This is a genomic window from Fibrobacter sp. UWR2, assembly GCF_002210285.1.
Classification (GTDB): domain Bacteria; phylum Fibrobacterota; class Fibrobacteria; order Fibrobacterales; family Fibrobacteraceae; genus Fibrobacter.
Map to the genome: position 1 here is coordinate 1 of NZ_MWQE01000006.1, position 22,212 is coordinate 22,212.

General features: G+C 50.8%; 8 protein-coding genes. 6 read left to right on the forward strand and 2 right to left on the reverse strand.

What is annotated here, in order from left to right; all coding sequences use genetic code 11:
* The first annotated feature begins 309 nt into the window (after nt 1-309).
* The 6 genes from B7994_RS09170 (at nt 310) to B7994_RS09190 (ending at nt 19,354) form a co-directional block, all read left to right on the forward strand.
* Nucleotides 310-4,524, forward strand: a complete 4,215-nt coding sequence (locus B7994_RS09170; RefSeq protein ID WP_088638163.1) for a fibro-slime domain-containing protein — start codon at nt 310-312, stop codon at nt 4,522-4,524.
* Between the two features lie 189 nt (nt 4,525-4,713).
* Nucleotides 4,714-7,587, forward strand: a complete 2,874-nt coding sequence (locus tag B7994_RS09175) for a hypothetical protein (protein WP_088638164.1) — start codon at nt 4,714-4,716, stop codon at nt 7,585-7,587.
* Nucleotides 7,588-7,689: 102 nt separating this feature from the next.
* Entirely contained in the window at nt 7,690-10,962 is a 3,273-nt protein-coding gene (locus tag B7994_RS09180; protein ID WP_144063820.1) for a hypothetical protein, read from the forward strand.
* A gap of 24 nt (nt 10,963-10,986) precedes the next feature.
* Nucleotides 10,987-11,841 carry a hypothetical protein gene (locus B7994_RS09185; protein WP_088638166.1) on the forward strand — a complete coding sequence of 285 codons (855 nt, stop codon included), beginning with the start codon at nt 10,987-10,989 and terminating at the stop codon, nt 11,839-11,841.
* A gap of 25 nt (nt 11,842-11,866) precedes the next feature.
* Entirely contained in the window at nt 11,867-11,992 is a 126-nt protein-coding gene (locus B7994_RS14355; protein WP_255396912.1) for a hypothetical protein, read from the forward strand.
* Between the two features lie 390 nt (nt 11,993-12,382).
* Nucleotides 12,383-19,354, forward strand: coding sequence for a hypothetical protein (locus B7994_RS09190; protein WP_088638167.1), 6,972 nt, complete (start codon nt 12,383-12,385; stop codon nt 19,352-19,354).
* Here B7994_RS09190 and B7994_RS13930 read toward each other — a convergent pair.
* Nucleotides 19,351-20,106 (reverse strand): hypothetical protein, encoded by a 756-nt coding sequence (locus tag B7994_RS13930; protein ID WP_144063821.1) that lies wholly within the window; start codon nt 20,104-20,106, stop codon nt 19,351-19,353. The genes B7994_RS09190 and B7994_RS13930 overlap by 4 nt on opposite strands.
* A 214-nt stretch (nt 20,107-20,320) precedes the next feature.
* Nucleotides 20,321-22,189: an ABC-F family ATP-binding cassette domain-containing protein gene (locus tag B7994_RS09205; protein WP_088638170.1), complete on the reverse strand. Its 1,869-nt coding sequence runs from the start codon at nt 22,187-22,189 to the stop codon at nt 20,321-20,323.
* Nucleotides 22,190-22,212 lie beyond the last annotated feature (23 nt).

Here is a 22,212-nt window from a genome sequence, read left to right on the forward strand (position 1 = left end):
CTTCGCCGATGGTACCTGGCCCCCGGGCCCGGGAGAGTAGGGCGCCGCTGGATTCACGCCCCGCTTGCCGTAAACGGCGAGCGGGGCTTTTTTTTTATACCCCCGACAATCCCGCGGGCTTTTTGTCCATTAATGTCCACACTAGCGTGATTATTCCTGTCTTTTTACTTCGTAAAAAGGTAGTTTCGATGCATGGCTATTGCGTTCTCATCAACGCTTTTGGCTACAGTCCCGCTTTTCTGGGGGTATTTCAATTAACATTATATATATTAACTTTAGTTAATTGATGTCTGCGCTAAAGGAGTTGGTATGAAGCGCGTGTGTTTGGGTGTTTTGGCTGTTTTTTTGCTCGGTTCCATCGCATGGGCCGACCTTACGTTGCATTTCCAGTCGCCTTGGCGGGACGATGCGACAAGAAGTGACTATGTGCCGCATGTTCTGGGTGGTGCGGGCGGCGATTACAACCCGCATTTCGATGCAACTTCCACGACGATGATGAAGGCCGATGGCGACGGTTGGTTCACCTACACGTGGGTTGGCAAGTCGCTGGCAGATTTCCAGGAATGGATGAGCTTCAATATCAAGGGGTGCCCGAATACTGCCGACTACAACTACAACCAGAACAATTGCGTTCCATGGGGTTCTAATGAGTTCAGGATGGGCGAGTTCTTCGGCACCGAAACGGAACTATGGCTCTATACGAAGGCGGATGGATCTTACGAGAAGTCGTTCATGGCTCCAGGCTCGAAAATCGTGTGGTTCAAGAGTCCGTGGGGCAACAAGTCGCTGCCGCAGATGATTTTCGGTGCGGATTCCGTGCTGATGCGCTTTATTCCCGGCGAAGCTTCCAAGTGCGGCTGGTTCTACGGTTCTGTGACTCCGACGATGATGTCGTCGAATCCGGTCCAGAGCGCTTACTTTATTCGGTATAAGTCTCCGTGGTATGCCGTGCCTGCAGATTCCGATGCGGCCATAGACCTCTCGGTGGCGCTTGCTGCAAGTGATACTATCTATGTGGATGGTACTTCGGCTGCTCCCGAGGCCTCGCTCACGATGGGCACGAAGGGTGAATGCTTCGACCCGACGCGCGTGCTCCATGTTTACCACCCGTGGCGTAGCAACACGAGTTACCGTGACAGCGCCTTCTACATCACGATTGGCAACAACATCCTGAACCAGCCGACGCCGCTTGCTGCCGATGGAAAGTACAAGTACTGGCGCGAGATTAGCTTTGACGATACGCTAGTGAGTTCCCCGAAGTGGAATTCCACCATGGCTCAAGTCCAGCTTTTGCGTGGCCAGAACGAATGGCCTCAGCACCCGTACTTCGAGGAGGCTGACCGTCCGCTCGCATCGGACCTTTTCCCTGCCGGCATTTACGAGACATGGATGTTCGCGAGCACGTCGATGGGCGTGAAGGATTTTGTCTACTATCCGCTTGAACCGAAGGTTGTCCGCCTGCTTTCGCCGTGGGACGACATGTCGCCCTCGATGCTGATTGTATCGATGGACGATACGGTAAAGATGGGCCCCCTGCCGATGGACCGCCAGAAGGATACCTGCGGCTGGTACGAAGGAACCTACTACAAGCATACTGACGAGTGGAAAGTGTATTTCAAGCAGACGTTCGGCATGGATTACTACTCGATGTCGGGTATAGTGGGCGAGAACAAGCCCGCGGGTGAGGCCGTGTATCTGGATTCCGTGCTCAAGGTGCGCGATACGGTGTGGGTGCATCCTTATCCTGTCTCGAGCAGTGCGCCCCTCCTGGATGTCGCGTTCCCGAATCACCTGGGGCGTTGCCCGGAGATGAAGATTTCGGCGATGGTGCTGGACTGGGCCGGCGAATCGTACCCGGACAATATCGACGTAGACTTTGGCGGCATCTATAACGGCAATCCGTATACGACCATCTGGGGGAAGAACCAGAATGGCGAAATGGATTCGCTCAAAACTTGTGGTGGGCATGTGCTGGGAATGGTGCTGCCGACGCTCGTAAACGGGCTCCCTGCTCGCGTGGATTCGCTGGATTATCCGTGGTACCAGTGTTCTGCCGCGCACGAGATTGAGAAGTGGTTTGTGCCGCAGGTTGTGGCGACCGATGCCGCGGGCAAGGAATACACGAACGCTACATGCCGCGATATCGATCTCACGCTTGACGAGGAAGGTTTCTGGCTCGCGGATTTCACGAACGAGGACGACTGTAACGACACGATTAATCCGGGATTCTACCCGGTGGACGATTTCGAGTACCTGGATTCGGCGAAGACGGTGAAGAACCCGAAGTTCGACTGGAACGTGAACGGGTGTAGGCACAACTACAGCTTCGCGATGAAGATCTCGGCACAGTTCCAGTACATTCCCGGCCAGTACTTCGAGTTCCGCGGTGACGATGACGTATGGGTGTTTATCGACAACCGCCTTGCGGTAGATATCGGCGGGTGCCATAGTCCGGTGGAAGGTGCGGTGAACCTTGATACGATGGGGCTCGAGGAAGGAAAGATATACCCGTTCCACATATTCTTCTCTGAACGCAACGCGACGGGTTCGAACTTCAAGATGCGAACCTCCATCAACCTGCAGACGGAAAAGCGCTACTTCCCGGTCGAGGAACCGACGAGCGATGGTACGATTGAGTATACGATTCTGCAGATTCTTACGGAAGAGAACCTGACCTGCGACATATCGAGCGTGGGCAAGGTGGATACGACGCTTGCGGAATCCGTGTTCATTCTGTACGGGCAGAACGCGGTGAAGGACGGCGAGACGCTCAAGCCTGGGCTGAACTACGGTGGTATCAATATCAGCGAGAACATGGCGGGCTTCGTTATCGATACGGCTGCAATAGTGCGTGCGCGTGCGCTGCCGCCGGGAATGTATGTGCTGCGGTTCTACCTTGTGGCGGACCCGAGCCAGAGTTCGGAAGTCTACTTTGAGGTGCCTGAGTACCCGTTGCCCGATATCGCGTTTGCCGATGCGGCTGGCGAACCGTTTGACCCGACTGGATACAACCTGCTCCTGGAACGGATGGGGCTCCCCGAGAACAACGGCTCGAAGGATACGCTCATGGCGTTTGTATCTTACCCGGTGACGATAATGGTGACATACATCGGGCAGGTCTGCGCGGATTGTATTATCACGGTAGACCTCTCTACGACGGATTCGCTTTCGTTCCTGGATGCGAACGGTCAGCCGATTACAAGTGTCACGACCGATTCAACAGGGTATGCGACATTCTACGTGATGGGATATGCGGCGGTGAATGATGCCTCGTTCACGGTTTCGGGTAGCGAGGTTGCGAACAAGCTTGTGTGGGGCGGCATCAACATGATGGAACCGCCGGTACCCTATGCGGGCAAGGGCTACATGTACGACCGCGATGGCGACGGCATTGCCGACAGCCTGTACATACCGTTCAGCGAGCCGTTCGATACCGATATTCCCGATACGCTGGCGTGGTCGTTCGGGGATTCCGCATGGCATGTGACAACGCCGGTAGAGAACGTGAGGAGCCTGATCCAGAATGGGTCGGACCTCGTAATCACGGCGGACAATCTTGTGGAAAAGGTATTTACTGGCGGCAACAAGGACGTGTACCAGGGTGGCCTGCATTACCATTACACCTATTGGGACGAGGACAAGGGCGACTCGATTTCGCTTTCGATGAACGGCACCGTCGAGGACCGCATCGGGCCTGTGCTGCTCAGCGCCATTGTTACGCCGGGTAAGGATAAATTGACGACACTGACCCTGTTGCTGAGCGAGGCGACGCTAGATACGAGCCTGGGTGCTATTGACATGTTCGACTTTACGATTTGGCGCATGGGTGAGGAAGTCTCCCAGCAGATGGTTGTCCCGCGCATGACGAGGATGCAGAACGGTGTTCGCTACGACTTGTATTTCTATGGCGATGAGACGGCGGTGTTGCCTGCCGTGGGTGATTCCGTGAGGCTTATGCCGGGCGTGATTCGCGACCTGAACGGGAACGTTCCGCACATCGCGAACCCCTGGGTGAGGATTATCGGTGGGCAGCGTCTGTTGGTAGATGTGCCGGGGCTCGTGACCTTGACCGAGGAGCGCGCCATAGAGACGGCCCAGTGGGAAAGCAGCGTGACTCCTATGGCGATTCCTCCGGAGCAGTCGCTGAAGGACGCTATCGAACAGACGGGACTTCCTGGCCAGATGCTCAATTACGACTTGCAGGAACTTGGCCTTACGGCGAGCGATACGGTCTCCATCGATTCCATAAGGATTGTATGGAACGTGAGCTACTTCTCGACGCTCGGGCAGTTCGTGAACAAGGCCAAGGGTTCGATCGCCTGCTCGGATCCCGTGATATTTAACGGGGACTGCCGCACTAACCCTGCTAAGGTGTTCCTGGCATGGAATGGCCGCAGCGACAAGGGAAGGCTCGTCGGGACGGGCGCATACATCTCGAAGCTTGACTGGAAGGTGATGGCGGGCCGCAAGGCGGTCGGCAAGCGCGACGACACCTTCACGATGGGCGTGCGCCGCGGAAAATAGCCGATTATTGCGTGTAAAATAAAGTTTACGCAGTGCTGAATTCTGCATTAATTCTAAATGCAGAATTTTTCTGTATACTACATGCTTGACATTGCAACCTTATTTCTGTAGGTTTAGGGTAACATTTTTGTAACAACGTCAAAAAGGACGGCTTTCCATGAAAAAGGGTTTTCATGTGTTTTCGTGTTTATGCTTATCGCCGTGTTCGCCGCGATAGCAAACGCCGGTCAAGTTTCGCTGCAGACGGGCGATGATGGCCAGTACATCAATATGCCGACCTCCGGGACGGATACACTCGTTATCCCCTCGGGCGTGACGTCGTTCAAGGTGTATGATGATGGCCTTGGCGAGGACGATAATGGTAATCTAGGAAATTATAGCAATAGTGCGAACGGGTATCTTGTGCTGAAGGCCCCTGCTGGAAATCTTCTGAAGATTACGGGTTCCATAAGCACAGAAAGCGGATGGGACTATCTGTATGTTTACGATGGAGATGTTGGTAGTGATATTCTTTTGAATGGGGAGAGTGGTGTATATAATTTAGATGAACTATCAAGCACGAATGCTTTTGCTACGCTGTATTTCCATTCGGATGAGAGTGTGACTAATTCCGGTCTGGAATTGACTATATCGCTTATTGAAGCGTCTACTCAACATACAATATCGTTAAATAGCGTTTCGGGAGGATCCGTTAGCAGCGATAAGTTGACAGCGAAAGTTGGTGAAACAGTGACGTTGTCGCTGACTCCAGGCGAAAACAATGTGTCAAACGGCGCTATGGTTGTTGCTGAGGGCGGAAAATCTGTGCCGGTTTCTGGAGGTGTTTGGTACGCAGGTAACACGGCGACATTTGTTATGCCCAATAGTAGTGTTGAGGTAACGCCTTCGTTTGTCGGTAAAGACGATGCCTTTATCAATATGCCAGTATCGGGAATAGCATCTTTCAAAATTCCTGCGGGCGTAACTTCGTTCAAAGTGTATGATGATGGTGGTTCGGATGGAAACTACGGTAATGGTGCTTGGGGATATCTTGTTTTGCAGGCTCCGGAAGGATTGTCTTTGATGGTATCTGGGAAAGTGAAAACAGAACAGGGGTATGACTATCTTACGGTATACAGCGGTTATATGGATGCGGCTTCTTCATGCGACCAGGGTTGTTACAAACTGATCGAGAGAGTGGAGGGTGCGAATATTTCCGTTGGGCCTGTTGTCAGTTTTGGAAATGTTATGACACTTTACTTTCATTCGGATGGTGGCGTTTCTGATGACGGTCTTGACTTGACCGTATCTATTGTTGATGCGTCGACTCCGCATGCGGTATCGGTTAGCGATGCATCGGGTGGATCTGTCAGCAGTGATAAGGCGACAGCTTATGTTGGGGATCTTGTGACATTGACTTTGACTCCAGATGAAAACAAATTTATAAGTGGCGTTTCCGTTGTCGATGAGGATGGAAAACCAGTGGAGGTAACGGGAGGAACTTGGTATTCTGGAAATACAGTAACATTTGTGATGCCTTTAAGCAATGTTACGGTGAATGCCGTATTTGCCGAAAGTATCACGGCGGAAAGCGGAGCTTTTATCAATATGCCGGTATCGGGGAAAGAGTATCTCTCCATTCCTGCAGGCGTAACTTCGTTCAAGGTTTATGATGATGGTGGTAAGAATGGAAATCACAGCGATTATACAGACGGATATTTGGAACTTTCCGCTCCGATGGGGTATTCTTTGGCTGTGTCGGGGACTGTGAATTCTAGTGACGGATGTGGTTATGTTACGGTGTATGATGGCGTTAGTGCCAATTACATAATTTTGGATGAAAAGACAGGCTTGAATGAGGATGTTGGGCCGGTTGTCAGCACGGAAAATGTGATGACAATTAGATTCTCTTCAAGTTATTGCTCTGTACAAGCGGGCCTTGACTTGACAGTCACTCTTGTGGACAAGACTGCTCCTCATACGATTACTCTGAATACTGCTGAAGCAGGGACTATTGCTAGCGACAAGGAATCTGCGGCCTTAGGGGAAGAAGTTACGTTGACATTAACGCCAAACAGCGGCAAGTTTATAGGAGGTGTTTCTGTTGTTGATGAAAACGGAAATGCTGTGAAAACATCGGATGTCGTGTGGTACGCTAATGACAATACGGTGAAGTTTATTATGCCTTATAGTAATGTTGTTGTAACGCCGATATTTGTAGATCTCATTACAGCAGAGGGTGGGGCGTATGTTAATATGCCTGTTGACGGAACTATGGAAATAACAATTCCTGCGGGTGTTGCTTCATTCAATGTTTATGACGATGGTGGTAAAAATGAGAATTATAGCGATGGTGCCAATGGTTCTATTGTACTGACTGCGCCAGAAAACTACACGTTCTTGGTTACAGGGACGATTAATACAGAACGTGGTTGGGATTATCTGAATATTTATGAAGACAAAAATACTCTTTTAGATGATTTGAGCGGAAGTACTGATATTGGAAACATTGCTAGTGAAGAACGTACCATAACTATTAATTTCCGTTCCGATGGAGGTTCTAATTATTCCGGTCTTGATTTGAAAGTTTCATTGGTAAACTATTCTACACAACATAATATTGATATCGCGAATTTGCAAGGCGGAACGGTTACTAGCAATAAGGCTACAGCCATGTTGGGAGAAACCGTTGAACTGGACGTGGACTTGAATGCGAATACTTGGCTGAACAGAATCGATGTTGCTGATGAGAATGGATCCGCAATCAGTGTCCAAGGTGGAACATGGTATACAAGCAGCGCTGCCACATTTACAATGCCTTATTCAGATGTGACTGTTACGCCTGATTATGCGACAACACCTTCTGCGGCGGGAGGGCTTTATGTCAATATGCCCGCAAATGGTTCAGAACAAATAACGATTCCGAGTGGGGTTTCTTCGTTCAAATTATACGATGATGGCGGTAGAGATGGAAATTATACTGGTGCCAGCGGATGGTTGGAATTGATTGCGCCCGAAGGAAAAGTTCTCCAAGTAATGGGTTATGGGCAAATGTATGATAATGGAAAGGATGGCGATGGTTAACTTACCATTTACAATGGCGACGATAGCGGTGAAAGACTTTTGGACAGATGGTATCGTTCGACATGGACTGCTATTGACCCCGTTCAAAGCATCGGAAATGTAGTGACAATAGAGTTTGAAGCCAATTATGGAACTGCCGCGGGCTTTGAATTGACTGTGTCTGTCCTTGATGCTCCGCCACCTCTTACGATAACATATCTCCCGACAACGGGAGGAACATTGACTGGGCCGACATCTGCGCAATATCGTGAAACTGTGGAAATGGATGTGTCGACTGAAACGGGTTATCTGTTGAGCCGTGTTGATGTTGTTGGAACAGATGACAATTCCCCGGTTGAAGTAAATGGTGGACATTGGTATTCTGGCAACGAGGTTAGTTTTGTTATGCCTAACAAGGATGTCTCCGTGACGGCGCGATTTACAGATAACCTCACTGTGGCGGGGGGACTTTATGTGGTTATGCCAACGGACAACAGCAGATTAAAAGTGTTTGTCCCCAATGGAGTGTCGTCATTCAAGATATATCGTGATAATTTTAACGACTATTGGGGTCGCGGCTGGATAGAATTGCAGGCCCCAGATGGGTATGTCCTTCAAGTAAGTGGGTTGACGGATGACCTTTCTGGGATTTTGTCAATAGAAGAAAACGGTGAGTATGGAGATTATTGTGCCTGGGGTTATTGCGGTACAGACAAGGAAACGATTGTCTCTCAATATTCACAGATTAAACTGAGATATGAATCTGATGATCCCAACGATGATCTTGATTTAACAGTGACGCTTATAGATGCAACTACGTCGCATTCTGTTAGAATTGCAGAAAATATTGTTGGCGGAACTATTGAAAGCGATCCTACATCTGCTACCGTTCGGGAATGGATTCATTTGACGGCAACGCCTAACGATGGTTATTTGCTTTCGTCCGTTGATGTGACGGATTCACTTGGAAATTCTGTAGAGGTCGAAAATGGCAAGTGGTATTCGGAAAATCAGGCCGGATTCTATATGCCTGCCATGTATGTGACGGTTTCTCCGACATTTACAAATGACTTTACCGGATTGTCGGTAAACATGCCTGTATGGAATGACTTAAATGTCGTTGTTCCTGCCGGCGTGACCTCATTCAAGGTTTACGATGATGGCGGTGCGGACGGCGAATATACTAAAGAGGGTGGAACCGGATATCTTGTGATGACTGCTCCCGAAGGATATGTATTCCGTGTGTCGGGTACGGTATCTACTGGTTCGGACAATGATTATCTGCGTATTATTGACGGAGATAAATCTGGTGAAATCCTTTTGAATAGCTTGAGCGGGTACGAGAAAGATGTAGGAACGTATTATAGCACGGGCCGTGTCATGACATTGATGTTCAATACAAGTTATAGTGGAACTGCGTTTGAAGGTTTAGACTTGACTGTAGAACTTGTGGATGCCTCTATAGAGCATGCAATAGCACTTACCTATAATAACCTAAGGGGAACCGTTTCTTCGGATAAGTCAACTGCGGCTACGGGTGAAACTGTTACATTGACCGCGGTTCCAAGGAGCGACTATTTGCTAAAGGAAATACGTGTTACGGATGCAAATGGAAATTCCAAGAAGGTGACCGGCGGTACATGGGCGACATCGAATACGGCGACATTTACGATGCCTTATTCGGATGTTAATGCGGAGGCTATCTTTACAGATAACTGGACCTCGTCTGTGCTGTTTGTCAATATGCCTGCGTCGGGGGATATGACCGTAGATATACCTGAAGGTGTATCCTCGTTCAAGGTCTATGATGATGGTGGATTGAATGCGAGCAGTGTCTTGGGTGCGGATGGACATCTTGTATTGAGGGCGCCCATTGGGTATAGATTGCAGGCTTTGGGTTCAATAACTGGTCGTTATATGGCGATAGCGAGACTGTCTATTCACGATGGCGATGCTTCTGCATCTGTAATTAGTGCGGTTAATTCTGAATATATGGGCGGAACGAAGAATGTTACGACTGTGACGAGTTCTGGAAATGTGATGACTCTAGATTTTTCATGTAGCTCTATGATGGGAAAGGACTTTGGAAATCCGGCAGATATGCAGTTGGTTGTGACGCTTGTTGCGGCTGAGGCACACGAGGTCGCTTTGGGCAATTATGCTGGTGGAACAGCCTCCATCGACAAGGCAACAGCTTATCCTGGTGAAACGGTGACATTGACGGCTCATTCGGCGACGGGCTACATTCTTACCGGAGTCAATGTTGTGGACTCGGAAAATAGTCCTGTAAAGACGAGCGAGCCAACGTGGGATGCGGATAATACCGTAACGTTTGTCATGCCGAACGATGCTGTTACGGTGACGCCCCAGTTTACGGATAACCTGACTGCCGAAGGCGGGCTTTATATAAGGATGCCGTCTGGCGGAAATGCGATGCAGTTTACTGTGCCCGAAGGGGTGACTTCGTTCAAGCTCTATGCAGCCGATGTGGATGAATATCATTGCACAAGCGATTATAGTGATAATATCATTGAACTTGCTTCTACTAACGGAAGTGGATTCTTGATTGCGGGAAGTATTTCTTCGGATTCGTACTTGAATATCCATGACGGACAGATAGAATGGACGGAATATCCTCCGCAGGATAGATACTATTGGGGCTATCAGTCAACAGATATAGGGCAGTATCAGAGTACCGGCGACACGGTAACGATATCCTACAACCGCTGCGAAGATCTTGATTTGAAGGTGACTGTTGGCGGTGTTGCTACGAAATATACGGTTACGATTGCTGATGCTGTTGGAGGAACTGTTTCTAGCGATAAGGAAGAAGCTATTGCCGGGCAGACCATTGGCCTTGAAATTCGCCCCGATGCGACCCACATTTTGGAAGGCATCCGTGTTGAGGATACTGATGGCAATTCCGTTGTAGAGCTTGGAGCGACATGGTACAATTACGGTAATCCGTCGTTTACCATGCCTTCGACCAATATTACGGTTATCCCGGCATTTACGGATAATCTTACTGCAGAGGATGGCTTGTTTATCAATATGCCGCGCAACGAATGGAATAGCTTGTATGCATCAATTCCTGGTAATGTCAAGTCGTTCAAGATATACGATGATGGTGGTAGTGATGGCAATTATATTACGCCTGTTAACGGAGAACTCTATATGCATGCTCCCGATGGATACGCCTTTAAGCTGACGGGTTCCATGACGGCATCAGCGGGTGGTCGCCTTGTAGTTGAAGTTGGAAGTAATGGAGATTATACTACTCATGAGATAGCCAGTGCGGGAGAAGGCCTCGCAACTGATGTCGGTACCATTATGGGCGATTACATGCAATTGAGGTTCCGGGGATGCGATAATGATAAGGAGTGCTATAGCGCCTAGACATACTCCGGTCTCGATTTGACTATGTCGCTCGTGAAGTCGGTTCATTATGCGGCTGTCGGCGTCAAAGAAGACGAAGAGGGTAAAATGGTGGCGACAATTGACGGCAACTATGATGATTATGACGATATTGACATCCCGATGGAGATTCCGGTCGATACGGTCGTGCTGAATCGCGAGTTCCGCGTCAGTGGCAATTCCGCGTATTCGACGCTTACCCTGCCCTTCGGCATTGCTCGCAACAAGATTGATGGCTTGGCCGATGTAGCTGAGTTTGGCGGTATTGAAATTAATCCGGAAACAGGCAAGAAACAGGTTGTGATGTATCGAGTGGATGATGAACTACAGGCGAATACTCCCTATCTTGTGCAGCTGTCTGCAACGTCACTTGTATTCCATGGCGCTGTAGTGCTACAGCCGACTGTGGAACCCGTTACCAAGGTCGGAGAATGGGAATTCCGTGGAACCTTGGGTAGGATAGAGTGGTACGATGGCCATGAGGATCTTGGCAAGGTTTACGGATTTGCTGCGGGTAGCGGCGAAGGGGTCTCTCCGGGGCAGTTTGTGAAGGTCGCGTCGGGTGCGTGGATTAGGGCCTTGCGTGCCTATATCATCAAGAATCCTGCATCGTATGCAAGGGGCCTGGGTGCGGCTGCAACGCCTGCTGCCGTAGATGCGTCTATTCCGAACGAGATGGAAGTTGTGATTGTCGACCGTCCGAAGGATGGTGGCGAAGAACAGACAACGGTTATTGGCCGCATAAATACCCGCACGGGCGAATTTACGATGGAACGTAATTACGACCTGAAGGGCCGCAAGCTGAATGGCAAGCCGGCTGCACGCGGCATGTACTACGGTAAAAAGAAGATTGTAAAGTAAGGGAGGATTGAAAATGGAAAACGAAATGAAACAGAAAAAAGAATATGTGGCTCCAGAAATGGAAGAAATCCGTCTTAATTTTGGCGCATGCCTGTTGCAAAATAGCGAAGAATCGGACGAGCCGAATTCGTGGGGTGGCGAGTTGGACTAGCATAATCTGACTTGCAAAAGAAAGGCGCCTCGTGTAAACGGGGCGCTTTTTGTATAAAAAATATTTAATCTATATCGGGTATTTATCTTTCGCGGCTTCGAGTTCGGCGCTGGGGACCCTGTCTTCATAATCATCGAGAGTGTCTAGGAGGCTCTCGATGGTTTCTTATTTGAAAATAAATGTTGACGGATACTTGACTTTCCTTTTTGATTGCTATAGATTTATTATGATGTTTGCAAAAGCAGCCTATTTAAAAAAGGTAGGTCGGACATGAAAACAAGATTTCATGTGTTTTTCCTGTTATGCCTGTTTTTTGCTCTCGTTGTGACGGCGAGTGCAAGGCAACTGACTTTACTGACGGATTCGGAGTCCGGCAAAAAGTATGTCAAAATGCCTGTAACAGGGACCGACACTCTTATTCTCGATGAAGCCGTCTCGTTCCAGGTGTACGACGACGGTGGAAAAGACGAAGAGTACAGTAATGATGCGGACGCTTATCTTGTCTTGATTGCTCCTACAGGGAAGAAGTTCGAGTTAAACGGTTCGCTTACATCGGAGAGCGGCTATGACTACCTGACTATTTACGAAGGCGACCTGGAAACGGGAAACCGTCTTCTGGACAGTGCGGACGGTTTCGTGGAGTTTGGGCCGCTTTCCAGTACGGGTAACGAGATAAAGCTGTATTTTCATTCGGACGGGGGCAGTACCAATTCGGGTATAGATATTGTTGTCGATTTTCCGGATCCGAGCGTGCCGCATTCCCTGGAGGTTCTTGCTGCCGACGGGGGAAGCCTAGTTAGCAACAAGAGTTCGGCTCTACGGGGTGATACCGTCCTGTTGACTGCGACTCCGGATTCGAGATATGTCCTTTGGAATGTGAATGCAACTAATGCGTGGGGAAAATCCGTAAAGGTCAATGGCGGAAAATGGTATTCGGGCAACACTGCTACTTTGACGATGCCCTATTCGGATGTTTCCGTGACGCCGGAGTTTGCACTAATAAACGATGTCGCGTACGACCTCTCTCTAAACATGCCTAAAGAAGGAACGTTCACGGCCTTTATCCCGGCAGAAGTAGATTCGTTCTGGGTCTACGACGATGGTGGCGAGTACGATTACTACTCTGAGGATGCAAACGGAAATATCGTATTGAAGGCTCCCGAAAATCACGCCCTGCTGCTGACGGGTTATGTCTGGCTCAATCCGAACTGTGCCGGGTTCACGGTATACGATGGTGCTGCTTTGGTGGGAAAGGTCTTGTTTGAGTCTAATACGAGCTATTCCTATGATATAGAGGCGTTGGCAAGTTCTTCAAACTCGATGACGATCCATTTCCATTCGGGTGAATGCTGGACAGATGGTGGATTGAATTTTAGAATCCTGAATCTGAATTTGAAAAAGAAGTTTGCGGTTCAGGTCAACGAGGCCGAAAATGGAACTGTCTCGACGAACAAGGCTACCGCGGCATTCAGCGAGAGCGTTACCCTGACGGCGACACCGGAAACGGGCTATCTCCTATGGAACATGGAGGTGACAGGCGCATCGGAATTCCCGGTCAAGATGGATGGTGGAAAGTGGTACTCGAATAATTCCGCGACAGTCTCGATGCCCTATGCCGATATTGAGGTTTCGCCCGAGTTCGTGAGCAAGACTACGGCCGAAGACGGGCTCTTTATAAATATGCCGAAGAATGGAACCCTCCAGGCGACTATCCCGAATGGCGTGACCTCGTTCAAGGTTTTTGGCGATAAAGGCGAAGATAATTACACTTCTAGGGACGCGAACGGCAATCTCGTTTTGAAAGCTCCCGAAAACCACGTGCTGCTGGTGACCGGTTCTGCGTATCTCAGTTCGGAATGCGGCGAGTTGCTCTTCTACGAGGGCGAAGGGACGGGTGGCAAGATTCTGGAGAGCCAGGAGGAGGGCTCCGGGATAGGAACCGTAGCCAGTTCTGCAAACGTGATGACGGTGCATTTCGATGCGGGCTCGTGCTATGACTATTCTGAACTCAACTTGCTGGTGAGGAGCATTAACCTTGCCTTGCCGCATACTATCCTGGCGATTGAAGTTGAAGGCGGGACTATAAGCACGAACAAGGCAAGCGCAAAGCATGGCGAGGTGGTAACCTTGACAGCAAGGCCGGAGTCGGGCTACATATTCAGCGGGTTGAGTGCTGTCGACAGTTACGGGTCAAAGGTGAAGTTCTCGTTTGACGGGAACATAGCGACGTTCGAGATGCCGCTTTCCGATGTGACCATCCAGCCGATATTCTCTGACAAGCTCTCTGCTGGCGATGGGCTCTTTATCAATATGCCCACGCTGGGAACGAAGACCGTTACCATTCCTGACGCAGTGACGTCTTTCCGCGTGTATGACGATGGCGGCGAAAGCAACAACTACAGCAATTCTTCCGCTGGATACCTTACCATAACGGTTCCCGAAAATCGTATACTGCGCATGTCGGGCGATTTCATTGCAGAGGCGATGAAGGATTCGCTGTTTATCTATGATGGGGAAAGAACCGGCAAGCTCCTGTGGAAAAATTACGTGGAGGAAAATGCCCGTATAAGGGAAATTGCTACTTCGGGCAATACGGTCACGCTCTACTTCAGGTCGAACGAAAGAAAAACGCATAGTGGACTCAGCTTGTATGTCGAAATCGTTGACGCGAAGGAATTGCGCGAGATATCTGTTTCTGATGACGAGAATGGAACTATCTCTAGCGACAAGACTGAGGCTAGGTATGGCGAGACCGTTACGCTGACTGCGACGCCGCAGGCGGGCTATTTTGTATGGTATACGAATGTCACGAACTGGTCGACGGACGAGTACTTGGATGTCTCCATGAATGGAAACAAGGCGACCTTCAAGATGCCCTATTCTGATGTGTATGCGTGGCCGACATTCACGAACAAGCGCTCGATACAGGAAGGTCTCTATGTCGATATGCCGAATTTTGGAATGAGGACAATAAGTATTCCTGACGGCGTGACGTCTTTCAAGGTGTATGACGATGGCGGGAAGGACAGTGACTATGGCTATAACGCCGATGGATATCTGGCCTTGACTGCCCCGCAGGGCTATGTCCTGTTGGTGAAGGGCACGATTGATGCCTATGGCCCGTACGATGCTTTGACAATCTTGGACGGAGCGGGTAGAGATGGCGAGGCCCTTCTGTATAGGGCCAGCGGGAACGGCACGGAGATCGATCCGGTTGCCAGCACCGGCAGGAGCATGACGCTTTACTTCCACTCGGACGGCTCTTCGGTGACATCCGGATTGGATTTGGATGTGGAAGTCTTCGAGGCGACTACGGAGCATACGATAACGGTTGCTACGGTAGAGGGCGGAACAATGGTGGCCAGCGCCAAGAAGTCCGTCGCGGGCAAGACGATTACGTTGACCGCTTCTCCGGCAGACAATTATCTTCTGGATAGGGTGGCGGTTGTCGATGCGGACGGTGATTCTGTCTGGATGAGTGGCGGCCGGTGGTATCTGGGCAATGTCGCTACGATGGTGATGCCTTCCAAGAATGTCTCGGTGACGCCCGTGTTCACGGACAAGCTGACGAGCGAAGGGAACCTCCATATCGATATGCCTAGGAAGGGTATGGTCAAGGCGACCATCCCGGCCAATGTCTCGTCGTTCAAGGTCTATGATGACGGCGGTAAAGACGGGCCGTATAGCATCGGTGCCAAAGGAACTCTCGAATTGACGGCTCCCGAAGGTAAGGTCTTTGCGTTGACGGGAACCGTGACAAAGGACCACTATTGTTACCTTGGCGTTTTTGACGGGGATACCAATAAGACGGTGCTTATATATGACTCGGAGCGGAATCAGGCGGTTAGTGTCGGGCCGGTTGTATCTACGGGCAACGTGCTGACTGTCCAGTTCCAGGTCGATAGCGAAGTCGCCCTGGATGGCCTTGACCTGACTGTTTCCGTCATCGATCCTCCGGTAGAACATTCCATAATGGTTGCCTCCGCAGAAGGGGGTGTCCTGGAATGTTACGAGGAAAAGGCCCTGATGGGCGAAAAAATACATCTCTATGCGTATCCCCAGGAAGGGTATGTTCTGGATAGCATCAAGGTGGAAGGCTCTAGCGGAGGTCTCGTAGAGGCGGAAAATGACTACTGGTATTCGGACAACAATTCCACCCGTTTCACGATGCCGGATGAAAATGTTGTGCTGACTCCGGTGTTCTCGAAGAAGACTTCTGCGGAAGACGGGCTGTATATCAACCTGCCGCTGGAGGGGGGGTTGGAGGCGGTAATTCCCTATAGCGTGACTTCGTTCATGGTATATGACGATGGCGGCAAGAGCGGCAACTATGGAGACCGGGCTTACGGTTCTCTTGTCATGGTAGCATATGGCAGGCTGTTTGAAATCTCCGGTTCCATGGATACCCAGGCCTCTCACGATTCCGTGAAGATCTGCGATGCGGAATACGATTATAACTGTATTTTTGAAGGCTCTGGCAAACAGACCGATATCGGAACGTATTTCGGGACCAATTATTACATGAAGGTTGCCTTCCGTTCCGATGAAAGCGAAAACCGTTCGGGCTTCGCTTTCAGGGTGAACGTCCATGACGCCTCGGTTATGCATGCGATAACGGTGGTCAACACGACTGGCGGTAGCGTAGAGTGCGATGTTGACAGTTCCCTGCAGAATACGGATATTGCCCTGTCCATAGTTCCCGAGGACGGATATATCCTGGATAGCCTTGCGGTTGTAAGCGGCTTGGGGGATACATTGCAATTGCAGGGAGGGCACTGGTATTCTGGCGATACGGCCTGGTTCAGGATGCCCTATGCCGATGTGACGGTCACGCCGAGTTTCAAGAAGAAACATACCGCGGAAGACGGCCTTTTCATCGATATGGTTGAAAATATGTGGACGGAGGTCATTATTCCCAAGTGTGTCACCTCGTTCAAGGTTTATGACCATGGCGGCAAGGATGGCGATTATGGTAATTTGAGTTATTCGACTTTCGACGCCCTTAGGTTGATTGCCGCCGAAGGATATGTCATGCAGGTGACGGGAAGCATGAATACCGCGCAGAACAGTGACTACCTGTACATTTACGATGGCGGTGACAATGTCGAGGAGAATCTCTTGCTGCAAACGAGCGGTGAATCTACCGATATCGGTTCATATTCGACGACAAATCATACCATGCTCATTACTATTGAATCGCAATATTCAGTTAAGCCCGGTTTTGAACTGACGGTGAATGTCGAAGAAGCGAAGAAGCATTCCATAACCATTGCCGGTGTTACTGGAGGCTCGGTGGAGAGCGACAAGGCCGAGGCCATAATTGGGGATACGATTCATTTGACGGCCTCGCCGCTTGAGGGTTACCTGCTGAACAGGATAAGCGTGGTGGACGCCCAAGGGAAAAGGATAAATGTGACCGGAGGTTCCTGGATTACGGACATGACGGCTTCGTTTGTCATGCCTGCAGAAGATGTGGTGGTGACCTGTGATTATACCAACAAGTGGACTGCCGCGGGCGGGCTCTTCGCCGAGATGCCGTTAAAGGGCGAAGTGTCCTTTGAAATTCCGGAAGGCGTGACATCGTTCAAGCTCTACGACAATGGCGGCAAGGATTGGGATTACAGCAGGAGTGTCGACGGAACGTTAGAATTGATTGCACCTGAAGGCTATGTGTTTAAGGTGTCCGGTTCCTGGTCCCTGGGATACTATTCCAGCTTCTATATCGAGGATGATGGCTATACCATTATGTATGGAAACTTCTATGCCGATGAGAATGAAGGGGCGCAGACCACCTTGTCCAATAAACTCAAGGTGCATTTCTATGCGGGTTCGTCTGTCGGCGAGGGCCTGGACTTTACCGTATCGGTCCTTCCGCAGAACGTGATAATAGCGAGATCTTATGACGGGATGGTTGATTGCGACAATGTCTCTGCTACAGAGGGTGCCGAGGTATCCCTGACGGCGGAACCGGATGGCGACTATATACTCCACCATATCAGTGTGACGGGCCTGGATGGGGAAACTATAGAAATGAATGGTGGCAACTGGTATTCCAATAATTTTGCTACCTTCGCCATGCCTTCGCAGAAGGTGAATGTCGTGCCGAGCTTCGCTTATATCTATGACGATGATGTCGTCTATGAGATTGTAATGCCCAAGACCGGTACGATCAATGCTACGATACCCGATGGGATAAAGTCGTTCAAGGTCTATGACGACGGTGGCAGGGATGGCGATTACAGCAACGGTGCTGCAGGATTCCTTGTAATGAGTGCTCCGGAGGGCTATGTTTTCGAGGTGACGGGAAGCGTGGTCACGGAGCGTGACGGGGATGTCTTTGTCGCCTATGATGGCGACCGCGACGGAAAGGAACTTTTCAGGGCGAGCGGGGAACAGTCGGATGTGGGTTTCCATATCAGCAGCGGCAATGTCATGACATTCTCGTTTGCTTCCAATACGAGCGAGAGCCTCGAGGGACTTAACCTGAATGTGGCGGTAGTCAAGGCAAGCACGATTACAAAGTATGCCGCGGTTACTGTTGTCCAGACGATTGATTCGACTATCGCTATTATCGATGGTGCATACCTTGGTGATGATACTATTGCAATTCCTGATGATATCGATGTCGATGCGGTCGTGTACAATCGTTCGTTCTCGACCAGCGGGTATTCCACTATCACCCTGCCGTTCGATATTGATGGGTATAATGTCGGTGGCTGGAGTGCGGTGCTTGAGTTTGTGGGCATTGGCCTTGACGAAAGGGGTAACAAGATGGTGCGCATGAAGTATGCGTGGTGCGATACGTGCTATTCACTTGATGGCTCGCTCAAGGCTTACACTCCCTACATAGTCCGTCTAACCGGTGAAAATCTTTCGTTCTATGGTTCGACAACCCTGAAAGCGACCGAGGAGCCGATTGTCCGTCAAGGCGATTGGGAATTCCGCGGCACACTGTCGAAGACGCAGTGGAATGTGGGCGATCCCGAACTTGGGTATATCTGGGGATTCTCGGCAGACAAGACGCAGTCTATCAATATAGGCGACTTTGTACGGGCTGTTGATGGAACGATGGTTCGCCCGCTACGTGGCTATCTAGTTGAGAAAGCCTCCAACAAGTCTAGAAGATACGCGATTGATATGTATCGCGACCTGGGCGCGAAACCTGTAGAAGATACGCCTTACGAGCGGATGAAGGTTGTGCTTGTGGAAGATGGCGATGATGGCGTGGAACGCACGACTGTCATCGGGCATATCAATACCCGTACCGGCGAATTCAAGACGGAGCACACCTACGACCTCAAGGGGCGTAAGGTGAATGGCAGGCCGACGGCCCGCGGTGCTTATTACGGGAAAAGGCGCTAGCGCAGTTTACGGCTCTGGAATTCTTTGGGCATGGTCTCGAGTACCCACTCGCCGCCCTGACAGATCTCGTAGCCGACTGAAGGTACGACCCTGGTTGCACCTTCATTTTCTGCAGTGCATTCCAGCACGGCTTCTTGCCAGCCGTTGCTGGTGCATTGTAGGGGGATTGTCCAGCCGATTATTACGCCGATATTGTCGGCGGAACATTCCATAATGTTCTCGAGCATCCATAGGCCTTTTGAGCAATTCAGAAGCTCGATGACGTTTTCCGAGATGTACTCGACCTTATGGGCGTTTTCTGTACAAACGGGTTGCGCGCTGGAACTGGACGACTCGATGCTGCTGGATGATTTTGCGCTGGAACTTGACTTCGCGGAGCTGGAGGAAAGTACGATGCTGGACGAGGAGGGTGTCTTTGAACTGGAAGAAAGTGCCTTGCTAGACGACGACTTGGCGCTGGACGAGGATTTCGCACTACTCGAAGACCTTGCGCTGGAACTAGATTTTGCCTTGCTGGAGCTGGAAACGGATTTTTTTGAACTGGAGGAAATCGTCTTTGTGGAACTGGAAGAACCCTTCCTTGAACTGGAGGACGATACCTTGCTGGAACTGGATGAGACCTTTTGGGAGGAGGAGGTTAATCCTTCGTGTTCGTCGGGGCCGGCGCCCGTGCTGCTGTCATCGCAGGCAGAGAATGTAAGCCCCAATAGGGCGGACATGGTCAAGGCAGTTACGATTTTCTTGATATGCATGGGGACACCTTTGGGGTTGATATCAATAAATATATATTAATCGCCCCAAAAAGCAAAGAAAATAGTGATAGAGTTTTTTTTGCGAAAAAGCGTGTGTCCCAGATGACGAACGAACGGTCTACAGTGAGCAAAAAGCGCCTCGTCTTAACGAGGCGTGTTTGCGAGAGTGAGCGCATGCCGGAGTAATTTAACACCGGGGTGTAGCGCGAACGGTCTAAATCGGGTATTTATCCTTGGCGGCTTCGAGTTCGGCACTAGTCCGCTCCCATTCCGCATAGAGGCTGTCAACAAGGTTCTTGTTGTCGTCCATCTCTTTGGCGATGGAGGTGATGGCGTTCCCGTCGCCGGATTCCGAGGCGGTCACGAGTTTTGCTTCGAGTTCGCCGCCGAGGGCTTCTGCCTTCGCGATGTCTTCTTCGAGTTTTGCAAGTTTCTTTTCGAGGGGCTTGATGACCTTGCTGCGCTCGGCGATGTAGTCGGCGCGTGCCTTGCGGTCTTCCTTGGCGCGGGGCGCAGCATTCTCTGCGTCAGTTTTCACGTCGATATTCGAGACCTTGATGTTTGCGGATTCGCTACCGCCGGGCTTCTTTTCGGATGCCCAACCCACCTTCTCGAGGAAGTCCGCGTAGGTGCCTTCGAATATGCGGCACTTTCCGCCATCGAATACCACAAGCCTGGTGGCGAACGCGTGCAGGAGTTCTTCGTCGTGGGTCACCACCATCGCGGTGCCTTCGTAATCTTCCAGCGCGTCGATGAGGCTCTCGATGCTTTCCATGTCCAGGTGGTTCGTCGGTTCGTCGAGTAGCAGCATGTTGCAGGCGCTTGCGAGAATCTTCCCGAGGAGCACGCGGCTCCGCTCGCCACCACTGAGTACCTTCACCTTCTTGAGGGCGGCATCGCCGCTGAACATCATGAGGCCGGCAAGCCCGCGGGCACGGCTCTTTTGCGAGACTTCCGCGATGGCGGTTGCGATTTCTTCTTCGACGGTGTTGTCGAGGTTCAGTCGGTTGATATTTGTCTGCCCGAAATAGTTTATCTGTAGGTTAGGGTTGTGGCTGATTTCGCCGGCGGTGGGTTGCAGTTCTTTTGCAATCAGGTTCAAGAGCGTCGTTTTACCGCGGCCGTTCGGGCCTATGACGGCAATGCGGTCACCCTTGAAAACTTCCATCGTCAAATCGGTGATGAGTTCCGGACCGCCATCATACGCAAACGAGAGTCCCTTGATCTGCAGCATTCTCTTGCCAGGGAAGGGTGCTTCGGTAAAGCTGAAATCCAGGTTGCGTTCGTGGGTGAGGCGCTCGCCGTTCGCAAGCTTTGCGGCGGCCTTGATCTTGGACTGCACCATGGCGGCCTTTGCTGCCTTGTAGCGGAATCGCTCGATAACCTTCTCGAGCTGTTCCTTCTTCTTTGCCTCGTTCTCTTGCGTGCGCTGCGCGACTTCCTCTTCTTCGGCAATCGTCTCGCGCAGCTTTTCTACTGTACCCTTCACCTTGCGGATTTTGTGGCGGTGAATGCCGGCGGTGTGCGTGCAGACCTCGTCCATAAAGTGATGGTCGTGCGTAATCAACAGCACTTCGCCCTTCCAGTTGCGCAGGAACCTGCTGAGCCAGCGCATCGACACGATATCGAGGTAGTTCGTCGGTTCGTCGAGCAACAGCATGTCGGGCTCGCTCGCCAAGACTTTTGCGAGGTTCAGGCGGATCTGGAAACCGCCCGAAAGGAGCATCGGGCTCTTGTGCATGGATTCCTCGTCGAACCCGAGGCCGAACAGAATCGCTTCTACCTTGTGTTCTTCCAGCCAGCCGTCTTCGTTGGGCTTCAGTACACTGCAGGCCTCCTCGTGCACGGTCGCGTGCGTGAAGTTCAGGTGCTGCTGCAAGTAGCCGAGTGTGTATTTCTTGGGAATATCGATGGAACCGCCGTCGAGGCATTCCTGCCCGAGAATCATCTTGAACAGCGTAGACTTGCCGCAGCCGTTACGACCCACGAGACCCACGCGCTCATGGTCGCCCACGAGCAGGCTCGCACCGTCCAAAAGGACTTGCACGCCGAATGATTTGGAGACGTTCTGGATTTGAATCACGGATGCAAAGATAGAAAAATGCC

Excerpts from the sequence above, each read along its gene's own strand:
- B7994_RS09170 (WP_088638163.1), top strand. The coding sequence starts at position 310 with ATGAAGCGCGTGTGTTTGGGTGTTTTGGCTGTTTTTTTGCTCGGTTCC.
- B7994_RS09175 (WP_088638164.1), top strand. The coding sequence starts at position 4,714 with ATGCTTATCGCCGTGTTCGCCGCGATAGCAAACGCCGGTCAAGTTTCG.
- B7994_RS09185 (WP_088638166.1), top strand. The coding sequence starts at position 10,987 with ATGTCGCTCGTGAAGTCGGTTCATTATGCGGCTGTCGGCGTCAAAGAA.
- B7994_RS14355 (WP_255396912.1), top strand. The coding sequence starts at position 11,867 with ATGAAACAGAAAAAAGAATATGTGGCTCCAGAAATGGAAGAAATCCGT.
- B7994_RS09190 (WP_088638167.1), top strand. The coding sequence starts at position 12,383 with ATGCCTGTAACAGGGACCGACACTCTTATTCTCGATGAAGCCGTCTCG.
- B7994_RS13930 (WP_144063821.1), bottom strand. The coding sequence starts at position 20,106 with ATGCATATCAAGAAAATCGTAACTGCCTTGACCATGTCCGCCCTATTG.